This is a genomic window from Leclercia sp. LSNIH3, from assembly GCF_002935105.1.
Lineage (GTDB): Bacteria > Pseudomonadota > Gammaproteobacteria > Enterobacterales > Enterobacteriaceae > Enterobacter > Enterobacter adecarboxylatus.
Map to the genome: position 1 here is coordinate 657,837 of NZ_CP026387.1, position 14,220 is coordinate 672,056.

A 14,220-nucleotide genomic window follows, 5' to 3' on the forward strand; every position below is an offset into this window, starting at 1 on the left:
AATCGGCTCACATCGTGAGCCGATTTTCGATTAACTGGCGACAGAATAGAGGGGATAAAGCCCCAGCAGTAAGCCCGATCCCAGGAAGACCATGCAAAGCAGGAATGCCCACTTGAAGGTGTATTTTTGATGGTCGCTGAACTCTACCCCTGCCAGCCCCACCAGCAAATAGGTTGAGGCCACAAGTGGACTTAACAAATGTACCGGTTGCCCCACCAGCGATGCCCGGCCAATCTCAACCGGATCGATGCCATAGGCTTTTGCCGCCTCAGCCAGAACGGGTAGCACGCCATAATAGAAGGCATCGTTGGACATAAAGAACGTGCCCGGCAGGCTGATGAGCGCGGTAATCGGCGCCAGATAAGGCCCCCAGGACTGCGGCAGGATGTCCAGCAGCGTGTTGGACATGGCGTTAACCATCCCCGTCCCCGACAAAATTCCTGCGAAGATCCCGGCCGCGAGGAAAATCGAGGTCTGGTTCAGCGCGGCGGGCGCATGTGCCGCAATACGCTGACGCTGCGCATCCAGATGCGGATAGTTAATCAACAGCGCGATGGCAAACGCCACCATAAACAGCACCGAAAGCGGGAGAAGCTCCATCACCAGCGAAGCCATCAGCGCCAGCGTCAGCGCTGCATTTAACCAGAACATTTTTGGCCGACGCAGCTCATCATTGACTTCATTGATGGCAGGCAGATAGCTCTCGGCATCTTCTTCAATCACCGAGCCATGCCCATTGGTTTGAATACTCAGTTTGCCCAAACGACGACGTTCGCGGATGCCGATATACCAGGAGAGCACCAGTACCCCCACCAGGCCGCAGATCATCGAGGGGATCAACGGTATAAACAGCTCACTCGACTCCACCTTTAACGACGCCGAAACGCGCGCCAGCGGGCCGCCCCATGGCAGCAGGTTGGTTACACTCCCGGAAAGGAACACCACACAGGTCAGGGCAAGCGGGTCGAGACGAATACGTTTAAACAGCGGAAGCATTGCCGTAACGCAGATCATGTAGGTGGTTGAACCGTCGCCGTCGAGGGAGACCATCGCCGCCAGTAGCGCCGTACACATCACCGCTTTAACCGGGTCACCATCAATAATGCGCAGGAAGAAACGTATTATCGGGTCGAACAAACCGGTGTCGAACATGGTACAAAAATAGAGGATCGCGAAAATAACCATAATCGCGGTGGGCGCGACCTTCTTTAATCCCTCAATCATCATATCGCCCATCTCACCACCGAAACCGGCAATAAGCGCAAACAGAATGGGAATAATAGTCAGGGCGGTCAGAGCGGATAATTTTTTGGTCATGATAAGGATCATAAAGACCACAATCATGCCGTAACCCAGTAACGAGAGCATAAGAGTCTCCGACGCAGATATTGCTAACTGCGTAATGAAGGAATGTACGTTATTAAATGTTTGGGAGAAGCGATTAACTCATGTGCATACCGCCATTGACGGAGAAATTGGCCCCGGTGGCATAACCTGCTTCATCGGAAGCCAGCCAGGCGCAAATGGAGGCGATCTCTTTTGGCCATCCCAGACGCCTGACCGGTATCTCCTGAACAATTTTATCGATGACCTGAACGGGGGTGACTGTCTTCAGCTTACTGGTGGCCAAATAGCCGGGAGAGACGGTATTCACCGTCACGCCGCGCGCCGAAACCTCGCGCGCCAGGGCGCGTGTAAAACCACGCACGGCATATTTTGCGGTGGAGTAGTTAACCTGCCCGACGGTGCCAATCTGCGCATTAAGGGAGGAGATATTAATAATGCGGCCCCAACCGCGCGCCATCATGCTATCCACCACCTGACGCGTTACGTTAAATAAGGAGTTCATGTTAGTGTCAATAACCGCCCGCCACTCCTGGGGCTGCATTTCGCGGAACAGGACATTACGCGCGGTCCCGGAATTATTAATCAGCACATCCACCTCACCCACCTCGGCGCGGATCTTTTCGAAGGCTTTTACCGTTGAATCCCAGTCTGCAACGTTTCCCTCAGAGGCGATAAAATCGAAACCTAACTTCCTGTTATCTTCCAGCCAGACGTCCTTCCTTTTTGAATTGGGTCCGCAACCGGCCACGACAATAAAGCCATCCTGCGCTAACCGACGACAAATAGCCGTACCAAGACTACCCATTCCCGATGTGACATACGCGATACGTTGGGTCATACCCCTCTCCCGTTGCAGTTTATTAACATTCGCTCACTTCTTATTAACATTAAGCGGGGGGCATTATGATTCCGCAACCTGACCTTGTTGGAAATGTGAGCAGGATCGTTCAATTTATGCATTTAAAGTTAATCAAATGCAATTTAAGCGAAAACTCAAAATCTGCGCTTTTGCTTTTCACTCCCATGAACATCGGTGAAATGCACTTAAAGCCAGGAGGAGAGGGATAAGGTAAGGAGAATTGAGATAAGCATCACAACATAGCATCTGCATTTATAATATAAAAAATGCAAAATAACAGGAGTAATCATGACAACCTATGCTTATGTTGGCTGCCGGACTTCGGCATGGCGCGGTGCGCGTGGTAAGGGAATCAGCGTGTACCGGATTGAGAATTCAGGTCATTGGGAGCTATTACAATGCATTGCTTCGGTGCAGGATAACCCTTCGTGGCTGACGCTCGATCTGCCGCGTAACCGGCTCTACGTTTTACACGGCGACGGCGACCGCGTTGCGGTGTTTAACCGCGATCCTGACACAGGCCTGCTGAGTCTGTATCAGGATCAAACCACCGGCCCCCGACACAGTAATCCAGATCTGGATCCCGCCCGCAGGAATAATCCGGTCGGGGCCGCCCTCACTCCCGACGGCAATACCCTGCTCATCGCTAACCACGAAGGGGGCAATATTGCCGCCCTGCCCGTCAGCGACCAGGGTCTGGAGCCACCAGTACATCTTGCCGCTATCGAAGGCCATACCGCCGCGCATGCCACGCTGTCGCGCCCGCATGAAATTGTTTTTGCCCCGGGAAGCACTCTTTTTGCCGTGCCGGTTCAGGGCCGAAAGGCCGGTAACGGCATCGATATGATCCGCCTTTATCACTGGGAGCAGACCCGCTCATGCCTGGCGGATGAGATTCAACTTCCGGAAGGCAGCTGGCCGCGTCACGTCGATTTTCATCCCAGCGGGAAGTGGCTGTACGGCATTAGCGAGCTGAGCAGCACCGTCACGGTATATCATCTCGATCGGGAAAAGGGCACTTTCTCACTCCAGCAAACCCTCAGCGCGCTACCTGCGGGCTACACGAGCCGCAGCGATGCCAGTGAGATAGAGGTGCACCCGTCCGGGCGTTTTGTCTATGCCGCTAATCGGGGACATGACTCCATCGCCGTGTTCAGCATTAATCAGCAGGATGGCTCGCTGACGCTCATGGGATGGGTTCCCTGCGGCGGAAAAACACCCCGTTTCACCACCCTTTCACCCGATGGCGCACGTTTCTTTAGCGCGAATGAAGATTCCGACACCATTCAGGTATTCGATGTCGACGCGGAAACAGGAATGCTATCAGCAACAGCGATTTCAATTCCCTCCGCCAGCCCAACCTGCATCTGTTTTGTCTGAGCCCGCAGCCTGCTCGGTCGGTAGCAGGCTGCCGATAAGCGTTTTCACCGAGGGAGAAGCCTGCCCGTAGTCCCGGACGCCGACGAGCAGATCCCGTTTCGCCCAGGGCTCCGCCAACGGAATGACCCTGACACCACTGTGCAGGGTCGATGATGCCACTTCATTCACCGGCAGCACGGCAATCCCCAGCTGCTGTGCAACCAGCTCGGCCATCGAGATAAAGCTGCTGACACGTAGCCCCACGTTCAGGGTTTTACCCAGGGCGCGCGCCTGCCGCTCCAGAATATGACTTACGGCGCTGTTGCGGTGCGAACCAATCAATTTCTCATTCACGATATCGGCAAAGGTAAGCTGGCTGCGCGCGGCCAGGGGGTGAGTGGGCCACACCAGCACCGACAGCAGATCGTGCTGCCAGGGCCAGAACGCAATCCCTGCCGCGGGCGTCCAGCTGGAGAAAAAGCCGACGTCGGCTTCTCCTGCCAGTAACCCCTGAACCACGCTCATCCCGGTTTGTTCTTCAATCTCAATGTCGGTCTGCGGATAGAGCGACAGATAGTCGCTCACCACCCGCGGCAAATGATTCATCAGCGCCGCAGAGATAGTGTAAATACGGATATGGCCGCGGATACCCGCGGCATAGTCACTCAGCTCCTCTTCCATTTTTTCAAGATTGCGGAACACCTGACGCGCATGATAGAGCAGTGAATGACCCGCTGGGGTCAGGGTGATGCCCCTCGGCAGACGCAGCATCAGTTGGGTGCCCACCTGCTGCTCCAGCTCGGCAATACGCTTGCTGACCGCAGATACTGCCGTATGCTTCCTGCGGGCTGCATGGGTGAGATTTTGCGTCTCCGCGACCGCCACGAAGAGAGATAAAGAAACCAGATCAAAGCGCATCGTTGTATCCATAATTAGAGCTGCAGTGTTTGCTGAATAACATAAGGCAGAATGCCCCCGTGCCGGAGATAACGCAGCTCCTGCTGCGAATCGAGGCTCAGCGTCAGCCTGAATTCGCCCAGCAGCGCCGTGCCGCGCCGGATACGCATCCTCAGAGGCGTGCAGCCCGTCTGTACATTATCCAGCCCGTCAACGTCAATCTCCTCGCGCCCATCCATTTCTGGTAAATCCGCCGCATCCTCGGGAGAGATATGCAAAGGCAAAATCCCCATCCCGATCAGGTTGGTACGATGGATACGTTCAAAACTGTGCGCCACCACCGCTTTAACGCCCAGCAGCGCCTGAGCTTTGGCGGCCCAGTCCCTGCTGGAGCCTGCGCCATAACGCTCCCCGGCAAAGATCACCAGCGGCGTCTCACGCCGGAGCCAGCTTTGTGCCGCTTCATACGCCGGCAGGATCTGCTGATGCTGCGCATCCCAGGCTTTGCCGCCGCCGCTGCGCTGCGCTGCAGGAAGCAGGCGGTTGACCAGCGCCGTATTGGTGAAGGCCCCGCGAACCATCACTTCGTGATTGCTACGGCGCGTCGAGTATAAGTTCAGGTCCTGCGGATCCTCATGATGTTCGATCAGCCACTGCCCCGCCAGACTCGCGAGCGGGATCGCCCCGGCTGGAGAGATGTGGTCGGTGGTGACATCATCCCCTAACCACAGGAAGGGATGCGCGCCAGAGAGGGTTAGCGGCGCGGCGGGATCGCGAGGTAAGCGTTCCAGGTAACCCGGACGGCGCAAATAGGTGGACGTCGCTTCCCAGGGATAATGCACGCTGCCTGGGGCTTCAATCTGCTGCCAGTGTGGGGTTCCCTGCCAGATAATGTCCCGGCGTTTTATGTAGTATTCCGGTTTCATTACCCGGCCGAGCCACATTTCTACCTCCTCCCGGGAGGGCATTAAATCGCGCATTGTAAGCGGACGCCCTGCATCGTCCACGCCCAACGGGTCATTTACCATGTCATGGGCGATATGCCCGGCGAGTGCCCAGGCAATCACCAGCGCCGGAGAGGTCAGATAACCGTGCCCAAGCGAGGGGTTGACGCGACGGGGGAAGTTACGGTTGCCGGAAAGAACGCATACCGCCTGCAGCCCCTCGCTGACCAGCGCCTCCATGGCCGGTTGCAAAGCGCCGGAGCTGCCAATACAGGTCATGCAGCCGTAGCCGGTGACATCAAAACCCACCTTTTCCAGTTCGGTCAGTAAACCCGACGCGCTAAGGTAGTCGGTGACAGCCCTGGAACCCGGCGAGAACGAGGTTTTGACCCACGGCTTTGGCCTCAGACCATGTTTCGCGGCATTACGCGCAAAGAGTGCCGCCTGAATGATAAGCCAGGGGTTAGCGGTGGTGGTGCAGCTGGTAATGGCGGCGATGGCTACGGCACCCTGATGGATCGGCTCCGGGTATTCAGGCCGAATCCAGTAGCGTTCCCTTGCTTGCGGACTGAGCGTGTCGTCGAAACTGCTGGCCGCCTGGCCCAGCGGGATCTGTTGATGGGGATTAACCGGCCCGGCCATGCATGGCTCGATGGTGGAGAGATCGAGCGCAATGAGCTGGCTGAATACAGGCTGCGGCGCATCCGTTGTGCGCCACAGGTGTTGCGCCTGCATGTACGCTCTGATTAAGGCCTGTTTCTCTTCGCTACGCCCGGTTAAGGCTACGTATTCCGCGCTGCGTTCGTCAAATGGAAAGAACACTACCGTCGCGCCGTATTCCGGGGCCATGTTGGCGATAGTGGCCCGGGATTCAACGGACATGCTGGCTAATGCCGGCCCTGTAAACTCAACGAATTTACCGACCACGCCGGTTTCGCGCAGCAGGCGAGTGATATGCAGGGCCAGATCGCTGTCGCTGACGTCAGGTGAAAGCGCGCCTGATACCGAAATGCCAATCACCTCAGGGAAGCTCAGGGTGACGGGCTCCCCCACCAGCGCAGCCTGCCCTTCAAGCCCGCCTACGCCCCATCCCAGAATGCCAAGGGCGTTGATCATCGGGGTATGGCTATCGGTAGCAATCATGCAGTCCGCATGCAGAAGCGGCACGGGCGCGGTAGTATCCACCGTCACCACTTCAGCAATGGCCTCAAGGTTCATCAGATGGATGATCCCGGTGCCCGGCGGGATGACGCGGAAATTGTCCAGACTCTTTTCAGCCCAGCGGATAAAGCGGTAGCGCTCCGCATTGCGGCGAAAATCAAACTGCAGGTTATCTTCCAGCGCCGAGGCGGTGGCATAGCTTTCGACTATTACCGAGTGATCGATGGTCAGCACCGCCGGAATGCGCGGGTTAATCGCCGTGGCGTCACCGCCCAACTCGGTGGTGAGATCGCGCATCGCCGCGAAATCAGCCAGCGCTGGCAGACAGGTAGTGTCATGGAACATCAGCCGATCGGGAAAGAACTCCACCTCGCCTTTGTCCGCCGCTCCGGCCAGCATCAGCAAAAACCGCGGCAGTGCGTGCGGAGAACGCAGGGCGACGTTTTCCAGCAGCACGCGCAGGCTGAAAGGCAGGGTCTGCAACTGCTCCAGGGGCAGCAGCCGTGTGAGATCCACAAAATGATAGTGCTGATGATCAATCATCAGTTCTGAACGTTCGAGAGCCAGGGGTGATGTCATAGAACCTTCCGTCACAGCAGTATTGTTATGTTCCTGAGTGGATAACGTTGCCATGCCCGGGATGGGGTGAAAATTGAACTTTTGATAAGATAGCGTTCTCTTATCGAGAACGCTAAGAGGGGAGTCACGAAACGGCTAATTCTCTGTCAATAATCTGCTGTACGCTGCCGTCTGCCTGCCATCGGGTCAGGAGCGCAACGAGATCATGGTAGCGTTTTTCATTACCCCGCGGAACGCAGATAGCCTGGTTTATCTGCCCAAAATTGTCCGGCAGCACCCGGTATCCGGGATGTTCTGCGGCTGCACGCTCCAGAGGCTGGCGAATACCGGCAGCCATATCCCCTTCGCCATTCAGAAACGCATCGATAGCGGCCTGAGATGAGGCGAGCCGATTCAGCGTGGCGTTTTTTAGCTGCCGGGTAAGATGAAGGTCGTAGGCCGCCCCTTTACCGACATTAATCACCACTCCAATGTTGTCCATCTGCGCCACGCTCTGCCAGGGGCTGCTGTCGTTAACCAGAACAGTTCCCTGGATTTGAATATAGGGCTGGGTAAAGTGCAGCACCTCTTCACGCTGGGGATCGACCGCCAGGAACGCGATATCCCAAAGCCCCTTCTGTGCGTCATCCACCACCTTTCCGGCAGTCGGATAGGTTTCAAACTGCGCCTCTCTGCCCCATTCCGCCGCGATTTTATGCGCCAGTTCCACGGTAATGCCGCCCGGACTGCCGTCTGGCAACGCTTTCGCCAGTACGGCGTTGCCCAGATTGATGGCGAAACGTAAGGGTTCACTGCGTGACATGGGGTTCCTCCGGAAGACGGTTGTGATCATGCTGGCTGGTGTCAAAACTCAGACGCTGGATTTTACCGGCGACGAATAAATAACAGCACAAATTCAGGAAAGCGCAGACCCCAACGAAAATCAGCGCGCCGTTAAATGAGCCGGTGTCTTTAATAATGTAGGCAATGATAATCGGCGTGAATATCCCCGAGATATTACCAATCATATTAAACAGCCCGCCGCTTAAGCCGATCGCCTCTTTCGGGGAGAAGTCGGATACCACGCACCATCCCATCGCCCCGAATCCTTTGCCGAAGAAGGCCAGAGACATAATCGCCACCACAATCCAGGCAGAGTCGACATAGTTGCAAATCACCATACTAACGGCCAGCAGCATACCAATCACAATCGGCGTTTTGCGGGCCGCGGAGAGGCTAAAGCCACGGGAAAGCATATAATCGGACAGCACGCCCCCCAGCAGCGCCCCGGCGCAGCCGCACAGCGCAGGTAACGAGGCGACGAAACCGGCTTTCAGAATGGTCATCCCGCGATCGTGAACCAGATAGACCGGGAACCAGGTCAGGAAGAAGTACGAGAGCACGGTAAAGAAGAACTGCCCCATATAGACCCCAAGCGCCAGCCGGTTGGTCAGTAATTTTCGGGTGTAGCCCTTGCCCGCAGTATCGCCCTTTTTGCTGGCCTTCAGGTTGGTCAGGCCGCCGCCCGACTGGATGTAATCCAGCTCTTCACTGTTGACCAGCGGATGGACCTTCGGGGTATCGGCAAGCACCTTGTGCATCAGGAGAGAGACCAGGATCCCCAGCCCGCCCATAAACCAGAACACCGATTCCCAACCGTAGCTGTAGGAGAACCATCCCATTAGGGGTAAAAAGACCACCAGCGCGAAGTACTGCGCGGCCGTAGTAAAGCCGGACGCTTTGCCGCGTTCGCGCGCCGGGAACCAGGCGGCAAGAAAGCGCGAGTTAGCAGGCAGGGTCGGTGCTTCAATCAACCCCATCATAAAAATAAACCCGAAAATCATGACGCGGGTAACCCAGACGTTGTCAAAAGAGGTGCTGAACCCCACCAGAAAGACAAAAAGTGACCACGTAAAGACCCCGGTAACCAGCACCCTTTTTGACCCAAAACGATCGAGTAACCAGCCGCCCGGATACTGCCCAAGCACGTACGCCCAGGTAAAGGTGGAAATCAGATAACCCAGCGCCACAATGTCCAGGCCAGCGGCTTTGACCATATCGGTTCCGGCTATGGAGAACGTGGCGCGATCGCCGTGGTTTAAGGCGATACTGAAGAACACCATCAGCAAAATCATATAGCGATAATGTGTGGGTCTCTTTTTTGTTGGAGCAGAGTCAGGAGTTGTCATTCTTTTCAGCCTTATCATGAAGACGAAGAGTTAAATCCATAGAGTTCAGACGGGTTATCGACAAATAATCTCTGCCGGACCCGGTCATTACTTGCCCAGTGAAAGATCCTGGAGAGAATCAGGGCATCATCTGGCATGTTCTTATTTGCGCTAATAAGGTTTGGGTGCGGCCAGTCGCTTCCCCACAGCACGCGTTCGGTGGCTTCATGCAAAAAACCTTTCATCACACCAGCCATATCAGACACATCATCCCGTTGCGACTGATGGTAAAGGGCTGACAATTTTACCCAGCAGCGCCCTGTCCCTATTAAGTCCCAGGCGAGTTGCCAGGCGGCATGGGACATCGGTTCCGGCTGCGGCAGTCGAAAGAAATGGTCGACGACCAGCCTGCCGGGGATCTGTTTCAACAAGGCGCGCAGGGCCCACAACTGGTCAGCAGTGGCATGGATCTGCACATGCCATCCACGTTCAGCCACCCGGGATGCCAGCGGTAGCAGCATCTCTTTCGTGGTGATACTGCCCGCGCCAAAATTGAAGCGGATCCCGGTCACCCCCGCTGCCGCGAGGCTGTCCAGCTCAGCGTCGCTGACGGTATCGGTGACCACGGCTTCGCCGCGCGCCACCGGGCCAAAAGACTGCAGCGCATCGATCAAACAGCGGTTATCCGCACCGTACGAGGAAGGCTGAACCAGCACGTGACGCGTAAATCCCAGCCAGTGTTTAAACACGCGATAATCACTGACAGTGGCATCGGGTAAATTGCGCTTATCGTCCGGCGCATAGGGAAAACGCCGGTCAAAAATATGATGGTGACAGTCACAACTATTCGCGGGTAATACGACTTCGGGCACAGACGCCACATGGCTGTATTTACACTCTGCCCCTGGTTTCTCACGCAGCACGTTAATTCATCACCCGCTTTAACTTATTTACCGCGGATTGCGGGCTACTTAACACCGCGCAGGAGACGGCGGAACTGACCTGCGGGTAAGCGATCTCCATCGAGAAATGCGCCAGCAGAATGGCGTCGGCGTGCTGGTGCTGCATGGCCGCTTCGACAATCAGCTGGTTATGCAGGTGGGCGTTACCGGCATTCAGGGCATCACGGGCGCCCGGCACCACGTAGCTGGTCAGCGTGGCATCAACCTGACGCGCCGCAGCCAGCTCCCTGAACTCCTCCTCCATTCCTTTCACGGCAGGCCCAAAGGTGGCGAGCATGACGATATTGCGCCCTTTTCCCAGCGCATCCTCGAACATGGCTTCATTAGGCTTGAGCACAGGTAAGGTTTTACCTTGCGCGCTGGCCTCTATAGCGGCACCGAAGGCCGAACAGGTAAACAGCACCGCGGCGGCATCAATGCTGAGGGCATAGTCCACTAAGGCATCGATACGCTGATACAGACGCGGGGTAAGCGTGGCCTCTTTCGCGCGATCCACGCTTAGGGCGCCGTCCAGCAGATTGCTGACTTCAACTTCCGGCCACAGCAGTTTAAAAGTGTCATTGATCGGGGCCACAGCCAGCGGGGTGGCGTGGATCAGGACGATACGTTGGCTCATGGCTCTCTCCAGATAACAGGCTGCCCGGATTCGGGCAGCCACAACCCCAACTCAGGAGCGAATAGCCGCTGCCACTTTTTCCGCAAATGCCTTAGTGCCGCAGGTGCCGCCCAGATCCGGAGTGCGGGTAGCCGGGTTCTCCAGCACTTCATCCACCGCACGGTTGATTTCATCGGCCGCTTTCAGGAATTTCGGCTGGTTATGCTTTTCGGCATACCAGGCCAGCATCATCGCCGCAGAGAGGATCATCGAGACCGGGTTGGCTTTGTCCTGATTCTGGATATCCGGCGCGGAACCGTGCTGTGCCTGGGCACAACAGTGGGTGTCACTGGCCATGATGGAGCCAGCCAGGCCCAGGCTGCCGGAGAGTTCACTTGCCAGATCGCTGATGATATCGCCGTAGAAATTGGTAGCCACCAGCACGTCGAAGCGTTCCGGGTTACGCACCAGGTGCGCGGTGGAAGCATCCACCAGCAGGTCGTCCAGCTGCACTTCCGGGAACTCTTTTGCCACGGCGCGCACAGCTTCGAGGAACAGACCATCCGTCATATGGAAACTGTTGGCTTTGTGGATAGCCGTCACTTTTTTCTTACGCTGCATCGCCAGCTCAAAGGCTTTTCGCGCAATACGCTCGGAGCAATGGCGGGTGATTTTGCGGGTTGATAGCGCCATGTCCGGACTCGGCATTACCTCTCCCCAGCCGCGGGTCATATTACGATCCGGATAAAAACCTTCCGTGGCCTCACGCATGATCACCAGATCCATGGTTTTGCCCTCTTTCATGTTCGACGTGAGGAACGGACGCGTGCGTGCCGGACGCACGTTCGCATAAAGATCCAGACCGATACGGAAGCCCGCTGATACGTTGCGGCCACCCTTTTCAGGAACGGGATAGTCTGCATGGGACTGAGTGCCGAGGATGATGCCATCATAGGTTTTCGCTTTGTCTAAAGACTCCTGACGAAGCGTGGTGCCATATTTTTCGAGGCTCTTAAAGCCCACGTCTTCGTAATCAAACTCAAAACCCAGGCCGAAGGCTTTATCCAGTGAATTCAGCACCGTTACTGCTGCTGAGGTGATTTCAGGACCGATACCGTCACATGGAAGAACCAGAATGCGCATAAAAACTCCAATAGGTTGTTTGCTTTCGATTGCATTTTTATATCAATAAATGCATATGCCGTAAGGTGATGACAATCACATTTATCTGATAAATCTTTTTGGATTTAGCATTTTGTTTACCTTTCATGCACTTGCGAACACCCAATTTTTACGTCATAAATCGCCTGAAACCGCTTGCTCAACGCTATGCAGGCAATAGTAGGCTGAGTTATTTAATTAGCGGCAAAAATGTGATCTTAACCACGTTTTAACATGACGCACATTTGCATTTATAGATACATAAAAGCAGTATAACGGCATCAACGGGTTTGTGAGGAGTGAACATGACTAAGTTAGGCGTTATCGCCGATGACTTTACCGGGGCCACCGACATTGCCAGTTTTATGGTCAACGCAGGCTGGAAAGTGGTGCTTTTTAATGGCGTGCCTTCGGAAGCATTCGACGCGCAGGATACCGACGCCATTGTGATTGCGCTTAAAAGTCGTTCCATCCCGGTCAACGAGGCAGTGGAGCTGTCGTTATCGGCTTCGGCGTGGCTGCAGGCCCAGGGATGCCAGCGGCAGCTTTTTAAGTATTGCTCAACCTTTGACTCGACTGCTCAGGGCAACATCGGTCCGGTGACCGATGCGCTGATGAAGTTTCTTAATACCTCTGCAACCCTCGTCTGCCCGGCGGTTCCGGATAATGGCCGCACCATTGTGCATGGTCATCTGTTCGTTAAGGGGGAACTGCTTAATGAAAGCGGCATGGAGCACCATCCCGTCACGCCGATGAAGCACTCTTCCCTGAAAAAGCTAATGGAGGCACAGTCGATGGGGCTGTGCGGGATGATTAATCTCGATAAAGTGAAAAACCATCCGGACGAGCTATCGCGTGAGATTGAAACACAACTGGCGAACAAGGCCCGTTATTTCATCTTCGACGTACTTGATAATCAGGATCTTTTGACTGTCGCCCGGGTTACGGCGAACTTCCCGCTGGTGACCGGTGCCGCCGGACTGGGTTACGCCATCGCCGCTCTGGACGAACACCGCGCGCTGTCCGGAAAACAGGCCATGCACATTGATGCCCGCGGGGCCAGCGTCGTGCTCTCAGGCAGCTGCTCGGCTATGACCAATCAACAGGTAGATTTCTATCAGCAGCGCGCCTCCTCGCTGGCGCTGGACGTGGAAAAAATCATTAAGGATCCCGCATACCTGGAGTTTGTGTCGCAATGGGTGATCGCCCACGCCAGTGATCACCTGGCGCCGATGGTTTATGCCACCCAGCCACCGCAAATCATCGAGCTGATTCAGAAGCACTACGGCGCTGAATACATCAGCGACCGGATCGAGACCTTCTTCTCTTCGCTGGCCAGGTCGCTGACCCGGGCAGGTTTTAATAAGTTTATTGTCGCGGGAGGCGAAACCTCCGGCGCGGTAACGCAGGGTTTAAACATTGAGGGGATGGTCATTGGCGAGCCGGTCGCGCCGGGCGTGCCCTGGACCCAGGTTCTCAACAAACAGCAGTGGGTCATTCTCAAATCCGGGAACTTTGGTAGCCAGGATTTCTTCCAGAAAGCACAGGAACATTATCATGAGTGAAAAACAGTTTAGAGAGGATATGGTTCGCTATGCACGTTCCATGTTTGAACGCGGATACAGCAGCGGCGGCGCGGGTAATATCAGTCTGAAGCTTCCGGACGGCAATATTCTGGCGACACCAACTAACTCAAGCTTTGGCGATCTTGATGCGGACGCGCTGAGTAAAGTCACCATGCAGGGTGAGCTCCTGTCCGGGCAGAAAGCTTCAAAAGAGGTGCTGATGCATCTCGCCATGTACCGCCAGCGCCCGCAATGCGGCGGCATCGTTCACCTGCACTCTCCCTGGCTAACCGCCCTGTCGTGCCTGCCGGGTATCGATCCTGAAAATGCCCTACCCCCGATTACCCCCTATTACGTAATGCGCGTGGGTAAACTTCCCGTTGTGCCTTATATTCGTCCAGGTTCACCGCTGATTGCGGAGCATGTTGAAAAACTGGCGGCGGAACATAACTCCATTCTTCTGGCCAATCATGGCCCTATTATTTCGGGCAAAGATATCCGTGAGGCGGTATTTAATGCCGAGGAATTAGAGGAAACGGCTAAACTCTACTTCATGCTTAAGCCTTTTGGTATGAATACCCTGACGCAGGAAAATGTCGACGAACTCAACGCCACATTTAATATGAAGTAAATAATAATTGAAA

At 55.5% G+C, this 14,220-nt stretch carries 12 protein-coding genes; 3 read left to right on the forward strand and 9 right to left on the reverse strand.

Translation table 11 applies throughout. From position 1 onward, the window contains the following. Positions 1 to 30: 30 nt before the first annotated feature. Together C3F35_RS03300 and phbB are read right to left on the reverse strand one after the other, a co-directional pair. Positions 31 to 1,368, reverse strand: a complete 1,338-nt coding sequence (locus C3F35_RS03300; RefSeq protein WP_103792978.1) for a CitMHS family transporter — start codon at positions 1,366 to 1,368, stop codon at positions 31 to 33. A gap of 73 nt (positions 1,369 to 1,441) precedes the next feature. Beyond that, positions 1,442 to 2,185, reverse strand: coding sequence for an acetoacetyl-CoA reductase (phbB, locus tag C3F35_RS03305; RefSeq protein WP_103792979.1), 744 nt, complete (start codon positions 2,183 to 2,185; stop codon positions 1,442 to 1,444). A gap of 309 nt (positions 2,186 to 2,494) precedes the next feature. Between phbB and C3F35_RS03310 the strand changes: the two genes are divergently transcribed. Next, entirely contained in the window at positions 2,495 to 3,586 is a 1,092-nt protein-coding gene (locus C3F35_RS03310; RefSeq protein ID WP_103792980.1) for a lactonase family protein, read from the forward strand. Here the strand turns inward: C3F35_RS03310 and C3F35_RS03315 are convergent. The 7 genes from C3F35_RS03315 to C3F35_RS03345 form a co-directional block, all read right to left on the reverse strand. Next, the gene (locus tag C3F35_RS03315; RefSeq protein WP_103792981.1) at positions 3,545 to 4,495 is read right to left on the reverse strand and encodes a LysR substrate-binding domain-containing protein; all 951 of its coding nucleotides are present in this window, start codon (positions 4,493 to 4,495) and stop codon (positions 3,545 to 3,547) included. The genes C3F35_RS03310 and C3F35_RS03315 overlap by 42 nt on opposite strands. 2 nt (positions 4,496 to 4,497) lie before the next feature. Then, positions 4,498 to 7,146, reverse strand: a complete 2,649-nt coding sequence (locus C3F35_RS03320; protein ID WP_103792982.1) for an aconitate hydratase — start codon at positions 7,144 to 7,146, stop codon at positions 4,498 to 4,500. Positions 7,147 to 7,270: 124 nt separating this feature from the next. Then, positions 7,271 to 7,948, reverse strand: a complete 678-nt coding sequence (locus C3F35_RS03325; RefSeq protein ID WP_103792983.1) for a transporter substrate-binding domain-containing protein — start codon at positions 7,946 to 7,948, stop codon at positions 7,271 to 7,273. Continuing rightward, positions 7,935 to 9,314 (reverse strand): MFS transporter, encoded by a 1,380-nt coding sequence (locus tag C3F35_RS03330; protein ID WP_103792984.1) that lies wholly within the window; start codon positions 9,312 to 9,314, stop codon positions 7,935 to 7,937. The genes C3F35_RS03325 and C3F35_RS03330 overlap by 14 nt, the downstream gene beginning before the upstream one ends. A 14-nt stretch (positions 9,315 to 9,328) precedes the next feature. Continuing rightward, entirely contained in the window at positions 9,329 to 10,165 is an 837-nt protein-coding gene (locus tag C3F35_RS03335) for an amidohydrolase family protein (RefSeq protein WP_225317097.1), read from the reverse strand. Positions 10,166 to 10,217: 52 nt separating this feature from the next. Beyond that, a complete protein-coding gene (locus tag C3F35_RS03340; RefSeq protein ID WP_103792986.1) occupies positions 10,218 to 10,871 on the reverse strand; it encodes an arylsulfatase in 654 nt (217 codons plus the stop codon). Between the two features lie 51 nt (positions 10,872 to 10,922). Then, positions 10,923 to 11,993, reverse strand: coding sequence for an isocitrate/isopropylmalate dehydrogenase family protein (locus C3F35_RS03345; protein ID WP_103792987.1), 1,071 nt, complete (start codon positions 11,991 to 11,993; stop codon positions 10,923 to 10,925). Between the two features lie 323 nt (positions 11,994 to 12,316). Between C3F35_RS03345 and otnK the strand changes: the two genes are divergently transcribed. Both otnK and otnC read left to right on the forward strand, forming a co-directional pair. Further along, complete coding sequence (gene otnK, locus C3F35_RS03350; RefSeq protein WP_103792988.1) at positions 12,317 to 13,576, forward strand: 3-oxo-tetronate kinase; 1,260 nt, start codon at positions 12,317 to 12,319, stop codon at positions 13,574 to 13,576. Continuing rightward, positions 13,569 to 14,207: a 3-oxo-tetronate 4-phosphate decarboxylase gene (otnC, locus tag C3F35_RS03355; RefSeq protein WP_103792989.1), complete on the forward strand. Its 639-nt coding sequence runs from the start codon at positions 13,569 to 13,571 to the stop codon at positions 14,205 to 14,207. The genes otnK and otnC overlap by 8 nt, the downstream gene beginning before the upstream one ends. Positions 14,208 to 14,220: the final 13 nt, after the last annotated feature.